The sequence below is a fragment of the Sphingomonas sediminicola genome, assembly GCF_049991885.1.
Lineage (GTDB): Bacteria > Pseudomonadota > Alphaproteobacteria > Sphingomonadales > Sphingomonadaceae > Sphingomicrobium > Sphingomicrobium sediminicola.
This window is the reverse complement of sequence record NZ_CP178916.1, coordinates 955253-974486: the sequence shown is the minus strand read 5'-3', so window position 1 is coordinate 974486 and position 19234 is coordinate 955253. Positions and strand designations below refer to the sequence as shown.

The following is a 19234-nucleotide window of genomic DNA, read 5'->3' as shown; positions in this document are numbered from 1 at the left end:
ATTACCGGGTCAGCTTGCGGTAGCTCATCCGGTGCGGGCGGGTAGCTTCCTCACCCAGGCGCCGGACTTTGTCCTCTTCGTACGCCTCGAAGTTGCCCTCAAACCACTCGACGTGGCTGTCGCCCTCAAACGCCAGAATGTGTGTGGCGAGACGATCGAGGAAGAAGCGGTCGTGGCTGATGACCACGGCGCAGCCGGCGAAGTTCTCGATCGCTTCTTCGAGCGCACCCAGAGTCTCGACGTCGAGATCGTTGGTCGGCTCGTCGAGCAGCAGGACGTTGCCACCGCGCTTCAGCATCTTGGCGATGTTGACGCGGTTGCGTTCACCGCCGGACAGCTTGCCGACGTTCTTCTGCTGGTCCTGGCCCTTGAAGTTGAAGGCCCCGACGTAGGCGCGAGTGGACTGATCGTGGCCGTTGACCTTCATGTAGTCGAGACCGTCCGAGATCTCCTCCCAGACGTTCTTCGAATTATCGAGGTGGTCCCGGCTCTGATCGACGTAGCCGAGGTGCACCGTGGGCCCGATATCGATCTCACCTGAGTCCGGTTTTTCTTGGCCAGTGATCAGCTTGAACAGGGTCGACTTTCCGGCGCCGTTCGGACCGATGACTCCAACGATTCCGCCCGGCGGCAAGGTGAACGACAAATTCTCGAACAACAGCTTGTCGCCATACGCCTTGCTGACGTTCTTCACCTCGATGACCTTGCCACCGAGACGCTCGGGCACCTGGATGAGGATCTCGGCCTTGCCCGGGACGTGCTTTTCCTGCGCAGCCACGAGCTGGTCGAACTTGGCGATACGAGCCTTGGATTTCGTCTGGCGGGCCTTGGCGCCCTGGCGGATCCACTCGAGCTCGTGCCGGATTGCCGTCTGGCGGCCGGTTTCCTCACGCTCTTCCTGCTCAAGGCGCTTGGCCTTCTTCTCCAGGTAGGTCGAATAATTACCCTCGTACGGGAAATACTTCCCGCGATCGATTTCGAGGATCCAGCTCACCACATTGTCGAGGAAGTAGCGATCGTGGGTGATCATCAGGACCGCGCCCGCATATTCCTTGAGGTGCGCCTCGAGCCACTGAACGCTTTCTGCGTCCAGGTGGTTGGTTGGCTCGTCGAGCAGCAGGATCGACGGTTTCTGGATCAGGAGCCTTGTCAGAGCGATACGGCGCTTCTCACCGCCTGAGAGGTTTTCGACCGACCAGTCGGACGGCGGGCAGCGCAGCGCTTCCATCGCAACTTCGAGCTGGTTGTCGAGCGTCCAGCCGTCGACCGCGTCGATCTTGCCCTGAAGTTCGCCCATTTCCTCCATCAGCGCATCGAAGTCGGTGTCGTCCTTCGGATCGCCCATTTCGGCCGAAATTGCATTGAAGCGCTCGACCATATCGGCGACGTCGCGGGCGCCGTCCCTGACGTTCTCGAGCACGTTCTTGTTCGGATCGAGCTGCGGCTCCTGCGGCAGATAGCCGACCGTGACGTTCTCGCCCGGCCAGGCCTCGCCTTGGAAGTCCTTGTCGATGCCGGCCATGATTTTCATCAGCGTCGACTTGCCGGCGCCGTTGGGCCCGACGATGCCGATCTTGGCGCCGTGATAGAATTGCAGATTTATGTGGTTCAGCACCGGCTTCTGGGCGCCGGGGAAGGACTTGGTCATGTCCTTCATGACAAATGCGTATTGGGCGGCCATTGGGTCGCAAGCTTCCTTCGAGTTCGGGATTTGACCGCGAGTTAGGCGATGAACGGCGGGATTTCCACCCCGTCAGTCGCGCCCGACCATCTCCTCGGCATTCCGGAAGCGATAGTCCTTGAACTGCTGCCGGAGCTGGAGCTTTGAAAGCTTGCCTGTCGCCGTATGCGGAAGCTCATCCACGAACTCGATGGCATCCGGCATCCACCACGATGCCACATGCTTTTTCATATGATCGCGGATCTCACCCTCGGTGATGCTGCTTCCCTTGGCACGGACGACGCATAGGAGCGGCCGTTCGTCCCATTTCGGGTGCGGAATTCCGATAGCAGCCGCCTCTGTGACCCCGCCGCAACCAACCGCCGCATTCTCAAGCTCGATCGAGCTGATCCATTCGCCTCCCGACTTGATCACGTCCTTCGACCGGTCGGTGATCTGCATCGTACCGTCGGGATGAAGGACGGCTACGTCGCCGGTATCGAACCATTGCTCTTCGTCGGTCGCGTCCTGCTCGGCTTTGAAGTAGCGCTTGATGACCCACGGTCCGCGGCATTGAAGCCGGCCCGACGACTTGCCGTCGCGCGGCTGAACATTGCCCTCGTCGTCGACGATACGAAGCTCGACGCCGAAAGGCACTCGTCCCTGCCGCGCGATATATTCGACCTGTTCGTCGTCGCTCATCTCATCGAATCCTTGCGGAGGCGCTCCGCAAGTTCCGATCGGCGACGTCTCGGTCATTCCCCAGGCATGGCCAACCCTAACGCCGCGCTCGCGAAGCCAGCGGATCATCGCTCTTGGAGCAGCGGATCCGCCGATCGTGACCTGCTGAAGATCGGGGAACGTGTCTCCTGTGCGCTCGACGTGTTCGATCATCGTCAGCCAGACGGTCGGGACGCCGGCTGAATGGGTGACCCTTTCATCGCGGAAGAGCTGGCACATCTTTTCCGGACGATAGTCGGCCGACAGGACGAGCTTCGCACCTGCGGCCGGCGCAGCCCAAGGCACGCCCCAGGCATTGGCATGGAACATGGGGACGATTGGAAGCACGATCGCCTGCTTCGAAATGCCCATGATGTCGGGGCTCAGCTGGGACAGCGTGTGAAGCATCGTCGAGCGATGCTCGTAGAGCACGCCCTTGGGATTCCCCGTGGTGCCGCTCGTGTAGCAAAGGCCGATCGGTTCGCGCTCGTCGCCATCAATCCAGGTGTAATTGCCGTCTTCGGAATCGATCCATTCACGGAAACCCGGCTGGCCTGGTTCCGGGTCAAAGCAGATGTAATGCTCGATCGTTTTCCACTTCGGCTTCATCCGCTCGACGATCGGCGTGAAGACCCGGTCGTAAAACAGGACGCGGTCCTCGGCGTGGTTCGCGATATAGTCCAGCTGGTCGTCGAACAGCCGCGGATTGATCGTGTGAAGCACCCCACCCATGCCGGTCGTGCCGTACCAGGCAATCAAGTGGTGCTCATGGTTCATCGCGAGAGTGGCGACGCGATCACCTCGGTTGATCCCTAGCCGCTCAAGGGCCTGCGCCATTTTCCGCGCGTCGCGAGCGACGTTGCGCCAGTTCGTTCGTGTCAGCCGTCCATCGGCCCAAGCGGTCACAACCTCCCCGTCGCCATGCTCGCGTTCGGCATGATCGATCAGCCGCGTGACGCGCAGCGACCAGTCTTGCATCGCCCCAAGCCGCACCGTTCTCTCCCCAACTGCAGCGGGAGCAGTGTGTACTTTCAGTTCGAAACCGACAACTGGTTCGTTTTCGCTACGGAAATCAGCTGTTTAAAAGGGCATTTTCATTCCCGGCGGCAGGGGCAGGCCGCTGGTTACCTTCTGCATTTCCGAATTCGCCGCCTGGTCAGCCTTGGCGCGGGCGTCATTGATGGCAGCGGCGACCAGATCCTCTACCATCGCCTTCTCGGACGGCTGGAGCAGGCTCTCGTCGATATCGATGCCGAGGATGGTGCCCTTGGCAGTCGCACGAATCTTCACCAAGCCCCCGCCCGCGATGCCTTCAACCTCGATGCTTTCGAGGTTCTGCGTAGCCTTCTGAAGCTCGCTCTGGGCGTTCTGCGCCATCTCCATGAGCTTGTTGAGGTCTAGGTCGGGCATGTTTCAGGCGCCTTTCGTGGAAACAAAGGATTCAAGCGTGGCATCCGGAAACGCTTCGAACGCAGCGCGCACCGCCGGATCGGCCAGCACTTCGGAGCGAACGCGCTCCTCGGCGATTTTCTCCTGATCCAGCAGCGACGGCTCGCCCGTCTCGTCAGAAAGCGACACTTGCCAGTTGCCGCCCGTAGCATCTTTCAGGGCAGCCGCTAGGTCACGCGGCCAATCGCCGCCAAGCGGACGCAGCGGCCTCAGAACAATCTCTGGCGGCGCAAAGCGAACGAGGCCGACCTGATCGTGAAGCTGCACGGCAAGCTGATGCCTTCCCGACCTTTCAAGCGAAGCGATGAGAGCCGGGAAGTCAGCGGGAAGCTGGGCTCTCGGCCCGGCTGGCCGCGACGTCGCGGGCGCCGAGACCGGGACAGCCCCCGCCTCACCAGACAGGCGCGACAGGACGCTTGCGGGATCGGGCAAGTCGGCCGCGTGGATCAGCCGAAGAAGCGCCATCGTCGCCGCTTCCCGGGGATCCGGGGCGACCTGGACGTCGGAGAGACCCTTCAGGAGCATCTGCCAAACTCTGTGGATCTGTCCCCACCCGAGTTGCTCGGCAAGCCGCTCAGCCGATTCGCGCTGCTCGACTGGAAGAGATTCGGCAGAGGCCCCAGCCTTGGTCCGAGTCGCCAGATGCAACTCTTCCATCAACCCACGGATCAGCGAGCCCGGATCGATGCCAAGATCATGCGCTTCATCGAGGTCGGCGAGTGTCGCTCCCGCGTTTGCGGAAAGCACATGTTCCAGCAATCGACGAATGCGGCCACGATCCGCGAGGCCGAGCATGTCACGGACCTGCTCGGCGGTCACGGTACCGCCGCCGTGAGCAATCGCCTGGTCGAGGATAGAGAGACCGTCGCGGGCGGAACCTTCGGCTGCCCGTGCAATCATCCTGAGCGCGTCCTCGTCCACTTCGACACCCTCGGCCTTCGAAACTTCCGCGAAATGAGCCGCGAGCTTTTCAGCTGGAATCCGCCGGAGGTCGAAACGCTGGGTCCGCGACAGGACAGTGAGCGGAACCTTTTCCACTTCGGTCGTTGCGAAAAGGAATTTCACATGCTCAGGCGGTTCTTCAAGAGTCTTCAGCAACGCGTTGAAAGCGCTCTTTGAAAGCATGTGGACTTCGTCGATGATATAGATCTTGTAGCGCGCGCTGACCGAGGCATAGCGGACCGCGTCGATGATCTCCCGGACGTCGTCCACACCCGTGTGTGATGCGGCGTCCATTTCGATCACATCGATATGTCGTCCTTCCGCGATCGCCTTGCACTGTTCGCAAATGCCGCAAGGCGTGATGGTCGGACCGCCTTGCCCGTCCGGCCCAATGCAGTTGAGCGCTTTGGCCACGAGACGCGCGGTCGAGGTCTTGCCGACCCCTCGGACGCCGGTGAGCAGGAATGCGTGGGCAATGCGGCCGCGCTGGATCGCGTTGGCGAGCGTTTGCACCATGGCATCCTGCCCGATTAGCTCGGAGAAATCCTGCGGGCGGTACTTTCGCGCAAGCACGCGATACGGAGAGGCGGCAGCCTTCTGAGGCACTTCGGGCAAGTCGAGGCCCAGGCCAGGCGATTCGGATTCGTCCATCAGCTGTGGTTTAGGGGCGCTGTGGGGTCCGCGCCAAGGGCTGGAGGTGGGAGCCGGAACGACCCGAGACGAAATCGTTGTGGCTGCTTCCTTCCGGATCTGACCAGGTTGGCGACAGCCTCGTCCGCCCGACTCCCGCGGCGCATATGGGTTAAGACCTGGGGGCGCGCAAGTTTGCTGCGTATCATGCCCCTTCATCGACCATTCACGCAGCCTGCAGGATGTCGCGATAGCCGAGCCGGAGGCGCCTGCATGTTCCTATTCGCTTTGATTTCATTTCTCGCTTCCGCAACGCAGGCGGAGGAACCAACGGCGCCGATCATTGTCAGAGCATATCCCTGGGCGCCGTTCATAAGCCCGATGGGAGAGCCGTTTCGGTCGCACGCGCCGGATGATGATCCGTTTGCACGCTGGTTTCACCAAGCCGACCGAAACCAGGACGGAATGCTGACAGCCGACGAAATGCGTAGCGACGCGGAGCGGTTCTTTGCCAGGATCGACGCCAATCAGGACGGCAGAATCGATTCCGAGGAACGCATGACTTACGAATCGGAAATCGCACCGGAGGTTCAGTCCGGCTCACAGTGGAAGCGCAGGCGCCAGGAGAGCACTGCAGAGCCTTGGTTGGGGGATGATTCGCAACGAAGCGAACGGCACCGGCGATGGGCGAACGACATCGACGGATATCAACCGGACGGCCTGCAGGGTGCGGCCCGATACGGCTTACTCAATCTCCCGGAACCCGTCGCGGGCGCGGATGCGGATTTCGACCGATTCGTTTCGCTGGACGAATTCAGGCGCGCTGCCTCATATCGCTTTCAACTGCTCGACAACGATCGCTCGGGCCGGCTCTCAATGCAGAACCTCAAAGTGCTTCTGCCGTCCCGACCGAAAGAGGGAAAGCGCGTCAAGCGCCCCAAGAACGCCCCCGACACGAGAATCGGTCTTCCCCTGCCAGAGAGGAGCTAGGTCCTCGGGGACCCGTGCCCTCAATCCATTAATCCGCCTTCTTCAGCCGTACAGCCAATTCTTGGAACCCGCTGGAATGCGGACGCCCAAAGTCTCCATGTCCTCGGTAAGGATGATCTGGCAGGCGAGCCGAGACGTTCTGGTCGCGTGGGCGGCGAGATCCAGTAAGTCCTCTTCCTCGTCGCTTGCATGCGGCAATTTCTCGAAATCCACCTTGTCGACGATTACGTGGCAGGTCGAGCAGGCCATGACGCCCTCACAGGCACCCTCAATGGGCTGGCCCGCGGCCCAGGCGACATCGAGCAGCCGCTGACCGGACTTGGCCTCGACTTCCTTGTCGAGGGTGCCGTCCGGCTTGTGGAAACGCACCTTGATCACGCGGCCAGGCCTCGTTGGGTGCGGGCAGCCGCGTCAATGCGGTTCACGGCGTCGAGGACCTCTTCCTTGCTGGTGTACCTTCCGAACCCGAGCCGGATGGATGAGCGGGCATCGCGATCACTGAGACCGATGGCGCGCAACACGTGGCTCGGGCGGCCAGATCCGCTTGCGCAGGCTGAACCGAGAGAAAAAGCAACATCCCGAAGCTCGGCGATGATCCGAGCCGCGTCGACGCCGGGCCAGCATATATTGAGGTTCCCATGGTAGCGCTGGGTCATGCTGCCGTTGATGATCCAATCGGTCATCAGTGAAGAACCGGCTGCGATCCAAAGCTCTTCGACATGCTCGTGATCGGATTGGCGGCGCTCCGTGGCCAGCTTCGCCGCAACTCCGAATCCGACGCACAGTGCTGGAGACAAGGTTCCTGAACGCAACCCCATCTCCTGCCCGCCTCCATGGATCAACGGCGCCGGCTCAACGCCGTCCCGCATCCAAAGCGCTCCGATGCCCTTCGGCCCGTGAATCTTATGGGCAGATACGGCGGCGAGATCGGGTCCCTCCGGTATTTCGACACGCCCAAGCCCCTGAACCGCGTCGCAAAGCATCAGCGCTCCAACCTCATGCGCGAGCTCCGCAATTTCGGCGATCGGCTGGATCACACCGATCTCATTGTTGACGAGCATGACTGCGACAATCGCAACGCGGTCATCCAACTCGGCCTTCACATTTTCGAGATTGAGCAGGCCGTCGGCCCCGACGGGAAGGCGCGTAAGGTCAAAGCCCCTCCCCTTGAGCCACTCGCACGTATCGAGGACCGCGGCATGCTCGGTGGCGACCGTAACGATTCGATTGCGGCCCTTCGTCTTTTCCAGCGTGCCCTTGAGGGCCCAGTTGAGAGCCTCTGTCGCGCTCCCGGTAAACGCCAGGCGTCCGCCAGTGAGCCCGATCGCCTCTGAAACCTCCTTACGGGCCATTTCGATGGCCGCAGCGGCCTCACGGCCCCAGCGCGAGGGCGAGTGAGGATTGGCGAACTTCTCCTCGATCCAGGGCCGCATCGCGTCCGCGACTTCCGGAGCGACCGGAGTGGTGGCCTGATAATCGAGGTAGATCATGCCGCCCTGGACGCGGCTCGCTCGTATATCCGCCGCCATTCACCAAGGAAGCGATCGATATCCGCTTCATTCGTCTGCGGACCGAAGCTGATGCGGATGAAGCAGCTGCCGACTTCCGCTGGCAGACCCATTGCCTCGAGAACCCGGCTCGGCTTCATGCTCCCCGATGAGCAGGCGCTACCCGCAGACACTGCTATTCCGGCTAGGTCGAACTGGACCAGCTGGCTCGAACTGGCGACGCCCGGCATCGCATAGGCTCCGATCGTCGGATTGCGCGGACTGTCGCCGGCAATGACAGTACCACCTGCCGATACGATTGCGTCCTCGAGGCGAGTGCGCAACGCGGTCAGGCGGTCCATGTCATAGGGCTTCGCTGCAAGTGCCGCAGCGAAACCAGCTGCGCTCGGAACATCCTGGGTACCGCGCCTATAGCCCTTCTCCTGCCCGCCGACCGGCTCAAGAGTTGCGAGATCCCTGACCAGCAACACACCGACGCCAGGTGGTCCGCCAAGCTTGTGAGCACAGGCCGCGATGAAGTCGGCATCGGGAAGCGGCAATTTGCTCGCTGACTGAGCGCAGTCGGCCAGAAGCAACGATCCCGCCTCACGAATACGCGGCGCCAATCGCTCCAGCGGCTGGACGACCCCCGTTTCGTTGTTCACGTGCTGAATCGCGACGAGGGCCGGCCCATCGGCAATGATCGCGTCGAGAGCATTCTCGTCGACTAGACCGTCCGAACCAACCGGTATGACCTTTGATGCCTCACCCATGGCATGCGGGACGATTGCATGTTCCGTCGCCCCGTAGACCCGCCCTGGAATTCGCGCGCGGCTGCCCGCGATCTCCACGGCCTCACTCGCACCTGATGTGAAGATGACGTCATGGCGCCAGTCGAGAACCTCGGCGATTGTGCCGCGCGACTGCTCGAGCAGCCCGCGGGCAGCGCGTCCCTCGGCATAAGGCGAATTCGGATTCGCCCATGAGTCGAGTGCATTGGCGATGGCTGCTCTCGCCTCCGGAAGAACGGGAGTAGTCGCTGCATGGTCGAGATAGAGGCGGTCGTTGACGGTCAAAACGCTCGGATTCCTGCCGATTGCCAGTTGAACGGCCGCACCTATATAGGAGCCACCGCCGCGGTGCACCCGCAGTTGCGGCCAAAGCTATACGCGAACTCACGGAATTCCATGCCCGAAGTCATTTTCCCTGGCCCCGAGGGCCGCCTCGAAGGTCGTTTCCATCCCGGCACGCGCCCGCGCGCGCCGGTCGCCATGGTCCTGCACTCACATCCGCAGGCCGGCGGCACGATGAACAACAAGATCGTCCAGCTGCTCTATCAAACCTTCGTGAAGCGCGGCTTTGCGACCCTGCGGTTCAATTTCCGCGGCGTTGGCAAGAGCCAGGGCACGTTCGACAACGGCATCGGAGAGCTCAGCGATGCAGCTTCGGCCCTCGACTGGGTGCAGCAGATTCACCCGGAGGCCGAGACGACCTGGGTTGCCGGCGTCAGCTTCGGTGCCTGGATCGGCATGCAGCTTCTCATGCGCCGTCCGGAAATCCGCGGTTTCATCTCGATCGCTCCGCCGGCGAACATGTACGACTTCAGCTTCCTAGCGCCATGTCCCTCTTCAGGCATCATCATCCAGGGCGAGGCGGACGAAGTCGTGACGCCAAGCGCTGTCCAGAAGCTCGTCGACAAGCTCCGCACCCAGCGGCACATCACCATTCATCACGACACGATCCCGGGCGCGAACCACTTTTTCGCGAACGAACTCGATCTGCTGATGAAGAGCGTCGACGATTATCTCGACATGCGGCTGGCAACCGACAAACCGGCTCCGGCGATCACCAAGCGCTAAAGCTCAAACCGTCCAGATCAGGACGTTCGCCACCAAGACGGCCGCGGCTCCCAGCATCAGGAGTCCGCGGCCGCGGTCTTCCTTGCGCCTGAGCATCCGGACCCCGCCGATGACCAGCAGGAAGGCGGCGATCATCACGATCGCCATCAAAGTCGAACCTAAGCCCCCCAAAATTCCGCTCCCGTTTCACCAAGACTTAACTGCTGCTGCCTTAAGGCAGGCGTCATGCCGATCGAAGAGCAGCAGGCACGCCTGGAAGAGGCGTTCGACCGAATCGAGGAAACGATCCTCCCCTGCATCGCAATGATGCTGGAGACGTTGCTCGAAGCCTCGGAAAGCGTCGCGAAGACCGACCCGAAAGCCCTGGCCGCCGAATTGCAGATCCTCGCTGCCGAACTCGAAGAGCTCACCCGCGCCGTGGAGCGCAGCAGCCCGGTCCACGTCGAGCCCGGCGAATACAAGACGGCTGCAGCCTAAGCGACGATCTCGGCATGCAGCGCCGGATCGATATTTCCGCCGGACAGCACAACAACAGTTCCATCGGCAGGTTCGACCTGGCCCGACAACAATACAGCAAGCGCGACTGCACCTCCCGGCTCGACGACCAATTGATGCCTCTCCCAGGCCCAGCGGATCGCCTTGCGGACCGCCTCCTCGCTGGCTGACAGCGCTTTCGCATCCCCATTGCGCAGAATTTCGAACGTAATCGGCGAAACTCGCGGCGTCTGGAGCGCGTCACACAGCGTGGGCGACGCATCGGAGCTGACGGGGACGATCTCTCCGACCTCCAGCGAGCGTTTCATATCGTCCCAGCCTTCCGGCTCGACGATGACGATCTCCGTGTCCGGACATGCCAGCACTATGCCGGATGCCAACCCGCCGCCGCCGCAGGGCACCACAATGCGCGTGGGTGCTTCCGGCATCTGCTCCAGTATTTCGAGGCCGACCGTGCCTTGTCCGGCCACGATGTGTGCATCGTCGAAGCTGGGAACGACAGTTGCACCGGTTTCCTTGGAGATTCGCTCAGCGATCGCCTCGCGGCTTTCGCGATAGCGGTCGAAGAAGATGATTTCGGCGCCCTCAGCCCGGGTGCCGTCGACTTTCACTGCCGGCGCATCCTTCGGCATGACAATTATTGCCCGAATCCCGAGGCGTCTGGCCGCGATTGCGACCCCTCGGGCATGATTTCCCGAAGAAAATGCCACCACCCCGCTCTTCCGCTCTTCTTCCGATAGCTGGAGCAGCCGATTGCTCGCTCCGCGCAGCTTGAAGGCGCCGCCCGTCTGTAAACACTCGCATTTGAGCCAGATCGTCCGGCCATCCAGGTCGGATCCAATCAGTGGAGTGTGCTCGATCGAGGCTGCAATGCGTCTTCCAGCCTCGACAACGTCGGTTCGCGTCACCGTCTGAGTGTCGTTCAAGACTTTGATTTTCCTACCGTTTCGACCAACCGTTGCACGAAGGGGACAAAAGTTCTCCTTCGAGCCTTAATTGTTCGGAAAATTCTTTACTTGAGGATACCCCATACATATATCGCGCGTCCGCTGCCCCATGGGACTTCCAACCGCAAGGCAGCTCTCTCTGTCGAACTACCAGTTGGAGGTCCCTTGAGTTGCACAAGCACCATAGCGCGCTGGGGCTAGCTGCCACCCCTCTCGGCAATCCAGTTGCCGATATCGCAAATAGCCGACCCGCTCAGCCGGTGACGCTTCTCCGACCGCATGCTGCGCGCCGCGCGGCTCGCTTCTTCGTGGACAAGTTCCCGGGACGGTCGCTGTACGCTGTGAAGGCGAATCCGTCGCCGGAACTGCTCAAGATCCTCTGGGACGAGGGCGTGACTCACTATGACGTCGCGTCGATCGGCGAGGTGCGACTGGTTCACGAGACGCTGCCCGAGGCAGTGCTCTGCTTCATGCACCCGGTGAAGGCCGAGGAAGCCATTGCAGAGGCCTATTTCGGGCATGGCGTGAAGACCTTCAGCCTCGATACGCTCGAAGAGCTGGAAAAGATCGTTCGCGCGACCTCGAGGGATGGCGTTGCGCCGACCGATCTCAACCTGCTCGTTAGACTTCAAGTGAGCAACGAACACGCCAAGCTCAGTTTGGGAGCCAAGTTCGGCGCTGCGGCCGATGAGGTAAAGGCGCTTCTGTTCGCAGTTCGCCAGGCTGCCGATGCCTTGGGAATCTGCTTCCACGTCGGAAGCCAGGCAATGACTCCCTCGGCGTACGCCCAGGCGATGTCCCGAGTTCGCGACGCGATCGTCGAAGCAGCGGTTACCGTCGACATCGTCGATGTTGGCGGCGGTTTTCCGTCGACCTACCCCGGCATGGAGCCTCCGCCCCTGGAGGCTTATTTCGAGGTCATCCACTCGGCGTTCGAAGCACTTCCGATCAGCTACTCGGCCGAGTTGTGGTGCGAGCCGGGCCGTGCGCTTTGCGCCGAATATGCGAGCCTGCTCGTGCGTGTCGAAAAGCGCCGCGGCAGCGAACTGTACATCAACGACGGTGCTTATGGCGCCCTCTTCGATGCAGCGCACATCGGCTGGCGTTATCCCGTACGGTTGATCCGGGACGGCGGGTCCAACACACGCCCGATGGATTTTAGCTTCTACGGGCCGACCTGCGACGACCTCGATCACATGACGGGACCGTTCCAGCTTCCGGGCGATGTCGCCAACGGCGATTACATCGAGATCGGAATGCTGGGCGCATACGGTTGCGCCATGCGCACCGCGTTCAACGGTTTCGGCGCCGAGCGCACCGAAATCGTCGACGATGAGCCGATGGCGACGCTCTATGCGGGCGAGACCAAGCGCTCCAACGTCGTGACGCTGTAAGGAACCCTCCCCTCCTGCTTCGCGTAGGAGGGGAATGGGGTGAGGCTGTCCCCCGCTAACAAAACGACATGCCCTTTTCCGATGTCGAGCCTATAGGCGCGGCAACCATTGGAGCATGAAATGACGACCGATACGCTGAACAAGGTTCAGGACGCCGAGCGCATCAACGACACGCGCAAGTCCGAGCTTCTTTCGACGCCGATCGAGCATATCGACATCACCAAGTTCGATGCCCGCCCGATCATCGATTCAATGGGCAAGATGAGCTTCACCAGCCGCGACCTGTCCCGCGCCACCGGCATCTACAACACGATGCTGGAGGACAAGGACTGCTCGATCATCCTGGTGATCGCCGGATCGACCTCGGCCGGCGGCTGCATGGATCTCTATGCTGAGCTCGTGAAGTCCAATATGGTCGACGCGATCGTCGCCACCGGCGCCTCGATCGTCGACATGGATTTCTTCGAAGCACTTGGCCACAAGCACTACCAAGCCAATGAAATTCCTGACGATGATACGCTGCGCTCGCTCTACATCGACCGCATCTACGACACCTACATCGACGAGCAGCAGCTACAGGATTGCGACTTCACCATCGGCAAGATCGCCGACAGCCTGGAGCCGCGCGCGTACTCCAGCCGCGCCTTCATCCGCGAGATGGGCAAGTGGCTGAGCGAGGGCAATGCCAAGAAGCAGGGCAGCCTCGTCCAGCTAGCCTACGAGCATGACGTGCCGATCTTTTGCCCGGCGTTCGTCGACAGCTCGGCCGGCTTCGGCCTTGTGAAGCACCAGGTCGACGCGATGAAACGCGGCGGCCACTATATGGTGCTCGACGCGATCGCGGACTTCCGCGAGCTCACCGATATCAAGATCAAGGCGGGCACGACCGGCCTGCTGATGATCGGCGGCGGCGTTCCCAAGAACTTCACCCAGGACACTGTCGTCTGCGCCGAAATCCTCGGTCACGACGATGTCGAGGTGCACAAGTACGCAGTGCAGATCACCGTCGCAGACGTCCGCGACGGTGCCTGCTCCTCCTCGACGCTTCAGGAAGCGGCGAGCTGGGGCAAGGTCTCGACCGCCATGGAGCAGATGGTATTCGCCGAAGCGACTAGTGTCCTTCCGCTGCTGGCGTCCGACGCCTGGCACCGCGGAGCATGGCGTAATCGCGAGAAGCGCCGCTTCGCCAAGCTCTTCGACTAATCGATTGCCAACCGTAACGAACTGAAGCAGCCTCCCTCTGGAAGCAGGGGGAGGCTTTTTCATGGAATACAGCCCGATTCTCGTACCGGTGGTGGCGCTGGTCGCGTGGACCCTCGTGGTGATGGTCTGGATGGTCGTGACCCGCATCCCGGCAATGAGAAAGGCGGGGATAACGTTGGGCACAGCTCGCCGGGGTGGGCGCGGCGCGAACCTCGACGGAGTTCTACCTGACGAAGTCCAGTGGAAATCCCACAATTACATGCACCTGATGGAACAGCCGACGATCTTCTATGCGATCGCGCTGACCCTCGCACTGATGGGCATGGGCCACGGCATCAACTACTGGCTCGCCTGGGGTTATGTCGGCCTGCGCATCCTCCACAGCCTCATTCAGTCGACTGTGAACATCGTCCTCTACCGGTTCACGATATTCGCCTTGGCCTCATTGTGCCTGCTCGGCCTGACGGTGCACGCAGGCGCTCGCATACTTCACGATTGCCTGGGCTGAGGCCTGTTCGTCCACTAACGGCTGAAGGCGGCTCCCAGCTCGACGTGGGTCGACCAGCGAAACTGGCCGACCGGGCGTATCCAATCGATCCGGTAACCACCATCGGCCAAGATCATCGCGTCTCGGGCGAAGGTCGCAGGATTGCAGCTGACATAAGCGATCCTCGCGACGCCCGAGGATGCGAGCTCTTTCACCTGTTCCTCGGCCCCTGCTCTCGGCGGATCGAGAACAACTGCGTCGAAGCTCTTCAGATCGTCCTTGTCGAGCGGACGGCGGTAAAGGTCCCGATGCTCGACCGCGATATTGGGCGCGGCACGTTTCAGCGCCTGAACCGCGTCGCGAGACGCCTCGGCAGCATAGACCTTTCCGGGCAGGGCAAGAGCGAAGGTACCGAGCCCAGCGAACAGGTCGGCAATACGCTCGCCCCCTTGAACCGCTTCGCGAACGCATGAGCCGAGCGTCTCTTCGCCGTCCTCGGTCGCCTGGAGGAAGCCACCGACCGGGAATCCGACGGGCACGCCAGAGAGAGATATCGTCGCCGGGAAGGGCTCGTACAGCGTCTCCGGCCCCAATCCCTGGTCGACCGACAGCCGCGCCAGCCGATTGCTCTCGCAAAAGCTGGTAAGGCCCTCCATCGCCTCATAGCCTTCAGGCTCGACGCCCTTGAGCAGAACGTCCGCGCCCTGCTCGACGAGCGTGAGTTGGACCTCGGCCGTCCGGCGCTGAAGCAACAGGCCTCCAAGCAGCGATCTCAAAGGGGCGATCAAGTCGAACAGTTCGGGCCGAAGGATATGGCACTCGCGCATGTCGACGACGCGGTTTGATTTAGCCGCGTTGAAGCCGATCACGGCTCCCTGCCCGACTTTCAGCGCGCGAAGACTCGCTCGACGGCGTGTCCGCGGCGGCGACAGGTGCGGGTCGCGGATATCGGTCGTCAGGCCGTGCTGCGCAAGCGCCGTCACCACCCGCGAGACAAGGTAATTGCGGTAGGCATCGTCATCGACATGCTGGAGTTGGCATCCCCCGCACTCGGGAAAATGACGGCATGGCGGTTGCTGGTGATGAGGACCGGGGGCGATGGTCCCGTCGCCCAACAGCATGTCACCCGGAACGCCGAAAGGCACATGCCTGCCGGTCGAGCTGACGCCATCGCCCCGTGCGGCAATGCGAACGATCTGCTCAGTCATTCAGTAGTGCGAGCGCTTGTGGAATGGCCGCGGCGAGGTCGTCGGCGATCATCTGCGCACCCGCGATCTCGGCAGCACGCCCGTGGAGCCAGACGGCGGCGCTCGCGGCTTCGAATGCCTCCAGGCCGCGGCCACGCATGGCAGCAATCATTCCGGCAAGGACGTCACCAGTTCCGGCGGAGGCGAGCCAGGCCGGGGCCGGCGGAGCGAAACCGAGGCGCCCGTCAGGGGAGGCAACAAGGGTGTCTGGTCCCTTATAGACAATAACCGCCCCGGAACGCTTCGCAGCTTCGAGCGCGCGATCTGCCTTCGAACCCTCGAGTTTGCCAAACAGACGCTCGAACTCGCCTTGGTGCGGGGTGATAATCGCGTCCTGCCCACGAAGCCGTTCTGGTTCGCCCAGATGAGTGATCGCGTCGGCATCGATGACCTTGGGCGCGTGTGACGTCAGAGCGAGGGTTAGAACCCGCGGGATGTCCCCCATGCCCGGACCGACGATCAAGCACCCGATCCTCCCATCGTTGATCTCAGCTGTGTCGGTCTGGACGATAGCGGAAGGCAGGCCGTCGATGCTCCGCGATGTGCTGACGCGGACGTAACCTGCGCCCGAATAGGCGGCCGCTTTCGCGGAGAGCGCGATCGCGCCCGGCATCTTGCCTGCGAGGGCATGAACAAGTCCGCGTGAGTATTTGTGACCACCAGGGTCGAGCGCCGGAAGAACGGGCTGCCCAAGCTCATGCCATTCTGGGCTCGCCTCGATCCCAATGTCGGCCAGCACGACCCTACCGCATTTGCCCATCGAAGGCATGAGGCGGTGCGCAGGTTTCAGCGCCCCGAATGTCACCGTCATTTCGAAGCCTGGGACTGAGCTCAGTTCAACTCCGGAATCGCTGTCGACGCCGCTCGGAACGTCGCAGGCAATCCGCATCTGTGAGTCTGCAGCCAGGCGATAAAACTGTTTCTGTAGAGCATCTTCCAGCCCTTCTCTGAGACCTGTCCCGAACAAAGCGTCAATCAGGAGCAGCGATGGACCGGTCGAAGAGTTCAGCGCCTCGACCTCGCCACGCCACTGTCCCCGCGCCCATTTGGCGGCTTCGCTTTTCGGTTCGGAGATCGCTGCGATGCGAACCTCGACGCCCCTGTCGGCCAGGTGTCGCGCGGCCACGTAGCCATCACCGCCATTGTTGCCGGGGCCGCACAGGATCAGCGCGGGCATTTTTCCAGCGTGGCAGTAGGCCGCCTCCGCCAGCGCAGCCCCCGCTCGCTCCATCAGCGCTTCCACGCTGGTCCCCGCAGCGATTGCGCGTTGCTCGGCGGCCCTCATGGCCTCGGCGGTCAGAATTGGTCTCACGCGGCGCGCCTTAGCGCAGATAGGTCGAGAGCCGCCACCATTCGCGAGGCACAGCGATTTCGACCTGGTCCCTCGCAATTTCCGTATCGAACAAGGCGAAGCAGGTCGCGCCGCTGCCCGACATGCGGACGAAATGAGCCCCCGGCTGAACCGAAAGCCACGCGAGGACGGTGCCGATCAGAGGAAACTGCTTCACGGCTGCTTCCTGCAGGTCGTTCCGTCCCGCCCGCCAATCGTCGAGCGGGCCCTTGTCCTCACCGCTCCAGGCTGTGAACACCTCTGCGGTCGAGACCGCAACGCGCGGATTTACGAGCAAGATTGGCGTGCCGCTCACTCCGGCATCGACCGACTTGAGCTCGTCACCGGCGCCGTCGCCCCGGACGCTCATGCTCAGCAGGCACGCCGGGACGTCGGCACCCAGCGCTGGAGCAACGGCGGACGCGTGTGACGGGTCGATGCTCCACATGCGCGTGAGCAGACGAAGGACGGCTGCAGCGTCCGCCGACCCGCCGCCGATACCCGACGCAACCGGCAGGTTTTTGGTCAGCACGAGAGACGCGCCTCCGCTGACGCCTGCATCCTCCCGGAGCGCACGGGCGGCTCTCAGCGCCAAATTATCGTCAGGATCGCCCAATTCGCCGGAAAACGGGCCTTTCACCTGCAACGACACTTCTTCGGCTGGACCCGCCGCGACCCGATCACCGTCCGTGCAGAAGGCAAAGACGGTCTCCAGCCGATGGCGGCCATCCGGCAGCTTCCCGCGGACATGGAGGGCCAGGTTGATCTTGGCTGGTGCTAGCTCTTCCAGCTGCATCAGGGTGCAGCGGTCGCAGGCGTCAGGCCGGTTTCGATCTTCGTTTTCAGCCGCGTGGCGACTTCATCCTCGGCGGTCTGCAAAGCGGCCGACCACGCATATCGCGCCTCGAAGCGGTTTCCGGCCCGGTAGAGCGCGTCACCGAGGTGCTCGTGGATCTCGGCCTGGGCCGGATCCCCTTTTGCTGCCCTGGAGAGGATCTCGATCGCTTCCTTGATCCGCCCGCGCTTGTAGACCGCCCAGCCAAGCGAATCCGTGATCGAGGAGTCGTCCGGAGCGAGCGCGCTGGCCTTGCGGATCATCGCTTCAGCTGAATCCATGTCCTCGCCGCGCTCGAGCTTCGCGTAGCCGAGGAAGTTGAGGATGACGGCTTCGTTCGGCGCGAGCGCGAGCGCCTGTGTCAGGAGCCCGCGGGCCTCCGGCCAGCGATTGCCTTCTTCAAGCGCGCTAGCCTGGAGGATGAGGAGCGGCCACCGATCTTCCGGTCGGCCTTGCCCCACCAGCTGAAGCGCTTGTCCGTAGGCTGCGGCGGCTTCGTCATTGCGCTTCATGTTCGCGAGGACGTCGCCAAGGCGAGCGTAGTCGGCAACCCCGGCATTCCCTCCGGAGATGGCTCGCTGCGCAGCCTGAAGCGCTTCCCCTTGACGCTTTGCGCCAAGCAAGGTCCTTACTTCGGCATCCCTTGCCTGAGGCGACAAGGGATCTGAATCGGGCACGGTTCGCAGCGCGATTACGGCCTCATCGACCCTGTCGCGGCTGCCGAGCATCAAGCCGAGCATCACCGAAGCCGCGCTATTGTCGGGGGCCGCGTAGCGCGCGACCTGAGCCAGCGCGACCGGCATCTTCTCATTGCGAAGGCGGTTCAGCTCTGCAGCGAGCACCACGAGCAGCTCGGAGAAAGCCCGCCGGCCATTGTCGATGCGGATTCCGCCGGGCCTGCCCTGCAACACCTTGTCGCCGGCCTTGCCCAATTCCGTGCTCATGCCCTGAACGATCGCGGACGCACGCGCTTTGTCTCCGGCCCGCAGGTAGGCGTCCGAAAGGGCCAGGCGAAGGCGCGCCTCACGGCCGCCGCTCACCTTGATCGCCTGGTCGACGAACGGCTGCGCCTCTGCGGTCCGGCCGAACTTCAGCAGAATCAACGCCCGATGCTCGGGCACCAGGGCACTCAGAAGGTTTCGCGACGAAACGGCGTCGAGAGCCGTGAGCGCGCGAGCCTGATCTTTCGCGTCCGCAGCTGCCCAAGCCCGTAGGAATGGCGCCACGAAAGCGAGATCTCCCGCCGCCGATCCGCTCTGAAGAAGGGAGATCGCCCGAGCCGGATCATCGGAGCGCAGAGCGTCCGCTGCCTGAAGCATTTGCGCTTCGATCGGCGTGCTGGTGGCGGGAAGTCCTCGGACCAGGCGAAGCGCCAGTTTCATGTCGCCGGCGCTGATAGCCTGCGAAACCGCTTCGCGCGTGATGTCCGCATTGGCCGAACTGGCGTCGACCAGTTGCGCAAGCAGCTCCGCCGAGCGCAGGTGATTTCCCTCGATCGCCGCTGCACGGGCTTCCATGTACGTCCAGGCTGCATTCGACGTTCGGACTGCTAGCGCTGG

19 protein-coding genes and 1 other RNA gene are annotated in these 19234 nt (G+C 62.5%); 6 read left to right on the top strand and 14 right to left on the bottom strand.

Going from position 1 to position 19234, the window contains the following annotated elements; translation table 11 throughout:
* Position 1: 1 nt before the first annotated feature.
* The 5 genes from ettA to ffs all read right to left on the bottom strand — a co-directional run bounded on the left by ettA (position 2) and on the right by ffs (position 5562).
* Positions 2-1681, bottom strand: a complete 1680-nt coding sequence (gene ettA / locus ACMC5O_RS05110; RefSeq protein ID WP_187709649.1) for an energy-dependent translational throttle protein EttA — start codon at positions 1679-1681, stop codon at positions 2-4.
* Between the two features lie 72 nt (positions 1682-1753).
* Positions 1754-3358, bottom strand: a complete 1605-nt coding sequence (locus ACMC5O_RS05105; protein WP_187709650.1) for a long-chain fatty acid--CoA ligase — start codon at positions 3356-3358, stop codon at positions 1754-1756.
* Positions 3359-3460: 102 nt separating this feature from the next.
* Positions 3461-3790 carry a YbaB/EbfC family nucleoid-associated protein gene (locus tag ACMC5O_RS05100; RefSeq protein ID WP_426693362.1) on the bottom strand — a complete coding sequence of 110 codons (330 nt, stop codon included), beginning with the start codon at positions 3788-3790 and terminating at the stop codon, positions 3461-3463.
* A 3-nt stretch (positions 3791-3793) separates the two neighbouring features.
* Complete coding sequence (locus ACMC5O_RS05095) at positions 3794-5422, bottom strand: DNA polymerase III subunit gamma/tau (protein ID WP_426693361.1); 1629 nt, start codon at positions 5420-5422, stop codon at positions 3794-3796.
* Positions 5423-5464: 42 nt separating this feature from the next.
* Positions 5465-5562: signal recognition particle sRNA small type (gene ffs / locus ACMC5O_RS05090), an RNA gene on the bottom strand.
* A gap of 220 nt (positions 5563-5782) precedes the next feature.
* Here ffs and ACMC5O_RS05085 point away from each other — a divergent pair.
* Positions 5783-6391, top strand: coding sequence for a hypothetical protein (locus ACMC5O_RS05085; RefSeq protein ID WP_281389447.1), 609 nt, complete (start codon positions 5783-5785; stop codon positions 6389-6391).
* Positions 6392-6433: 42 nt separating this feature from the next.
* Here ACMC5O_RS05085 and ACMC5O_RS05080 read toward each other — a convergent pair whose 3' ends face one another.
* The 3 genes from ACMC5O_RS05080 to ACMC5O_RS05070 are packed head-to-tail and all read right to left on the bottom strand — an operon-like array spanning position 6434 to position 8954.
* Positions 6434-6769 carry a 2Fe-2S iron-sulfur cluster-binding protein gene (locus ACMC5O_RS05080; protein WP_187709652.1) on the bottom strand — a complete coding sequence of 112 codons (336 nt, stop codon included), beginning with the start codon at positions 6767-6769 and terminating at the stop codon, positions 6434-6436.
* On the bottom strand, positions 6766-7881 hold the full coding sequence (locus ACMC5O_RS05075; RefSeq protein ID WP_426693360.1) for a cysteine desulfurase family protein: 1116 nt from the start codon (positions 7879-7881) through the stop codon (positions 6766-6768). Before ACMC5O_RS05075 ends, ACMC5O_RS05080 begins: the two co-directional genes overlap by 4 nt.
* Entirely contained in the window at positions 7878-8954 is a 1077-nt protein-coding gene (locus ACMC5O_RS05070) for a cysteine desulfurase family protein (protein WP_187709653.1), read from the bottom strand. Before ACMC5O_RS05070 ends, ACMC5O_RS05075 begins: the two co-directional genes overlap by 4 nt.
* 111 nt (positions 8955-9065) lie before the next feature.
* Here ACMC5O_RS05070 and ACMC5O_RS05065 point away from each other — a divergent pair, with 111 nt between their 5' ends.
* The gene (locus tag ACMC5O_RS05065) at positions 9066-9737 is read left to right on the top strand and encodes an alpha/beta hydrolase (RefSeq protein WP_187709654.1); all 672 of its coding nucleotides are present in this window, start codon (positions 9066-9068) and stop codon (positions 9735-9737) included.
* Positions 9738-9740: 3 nt separating this feature from the next.
* Here ACMC5O_RS05065 and ACMC5O_RS05060 read toward each other — a convergent pair whose 3' ends face one another.
* Entirely contained in the window at positions 9741-9884 is a 144-nt protein-coding gene (locus ACMC5O_RS05060; protein WP_426693359.1) for a hypothetical protein, read from the bottom strand.
* A gap of 78 nt (positions 9885-9962) precedes the next feature.
* Between ACMC5O_RS05060 and ACMC5O_RS05055 the strand changes: the two genes are divergently transcribed.
* A complete protein-coding gene (locus ACMC5O_RS05055; RefSeq protein WP_187709655.1) occupies positions 9963-10214 on the top strand; it encodes a hypothetical protein in 252 nt (83 codons plus the stop codon).
* Here ACMC5O_RS05055 and ACMC5O_RS05050 read toward each other — a convergent pair.
* Complete coding sequence (locus ACMC5O_RS05050) at positions 10211-11158, bottom strand: threonine ammonia-lyase (RefSeq protein ID WP_187709656.1); 948 nt, start codon at positions 11156-11158, stop codon at positions 10211-10213. The genes ACMC5O_RS05055 and ACMC5O_RS05050 overlap by 4 nt on opposite strands.
* 191 nt (positions 11159-11349) lie before the next feature.
* Between ACMC5O_RS05050 and ACMC5O_RS05045 the strand changes: the two genes are divergently transcribed.
* From ACMC5O_RS05045 to ACMC5O_RS05035, 3 genes are all read left to right on the top strand, one after another.
* Positions 11350-12573 (top strand): type III PLP-dependent enzyme, encoded by a 1224-nt coding sequence (locus ACMC5O_RS05045; protein WP_187709657.1) that lies wholly within the window; start codon positions 11350-11352, stop codon positions 12571-12573.
* Between the two features lie 120 nt (positions 12574-12693).
* Positions 12694-13776: a 1,9-bis(guanidino)-5-aza-nonane synthase gene (locus ACMC5O_RS05040; RefSeq protein ID WP_187709658.1), complete on the top strand. Its 1083-nt coding sequence runs from the start codon at positions 12694-12696 to the stop codon at positions 13774-13776.
* Positions 13777-13837: 61 nt separating this feature from the next.
* Positions 13838-14284, top strand: coding sequence for an MAPEG family protein (locus ACMC5O_RS05035; protein WP_426693358.1), 447 nt, complete (start codon positions 13838-13840; stop codon positions 14282-14284).
* A gap of 14 nt (positions 14285-14298) precedes the next feature.
* Here ACMC5O_RS05035 and ACMC5O_RS05030 read toward each other — a convergent pair whose 3' ends face one another.
* From ACMC5O_RS05030 to ACMC5O_RS05015, 4 genes are read right to left on the bottom strand one after another with little or no spacing between them, the layout of a single operon-like run.
* Positions 14299-15471 (bottom strand): class I SAM-dependent RNA methyltransferase, encoded by a 1173-nt coding sequence (locus tag ACMC5O_RS05030; protein WP_426693357.1) that lies wholly within the window; start codon positions 15469-15471, stop codon positions 14299-14301.
* Positions 15464-16822: an NAD(P)H-hydrate dehydratase gene (locus ACMC5O_RS05025; RefSeq protein WP_246444520.1), complete on the bottom strand. Its 1359-nt coding sequence runs from the start codon at positions 16820-16822 to the stop codon at positions 15464-15466. Before ACMC5O_RS05025 ends, ACMC5O_RS05030 begins: the two co-directional genes overlap by 8 nt.
* 10 nt (positions 16823-16832) lie before the next feature.
* Positions 16833-17639, bottom strand: coding sequence for a 4-(cytidine 5'-diphospho)-2-C-methyl-D-erythritol kinase (locus ACMC5O_RS05020; RefSeq protein WP_187709886.1), 807 nt, complete (start codon positions 17637-17639; stop codon positions 16833-16835).
* Positions 17636-19192 carry a tetratricopeptide repeat protein gene (locus tag ACMC5O_RS05015; protein WP_426693356.1) on the bottom strand — a complete coding sequence of 519 codons (1557 nt, stop codon included), beginning with the start codon at positions 19190-19192 and terminating at the stop codon, positions 17636-17638. Before ACMC5O_RS05015 ends, ACMC5O_RS05020 begins: the two co-directional genes overlap by 4 nt.
* Positions 19193-19234 lie beyond the last annotated feature (42 nt).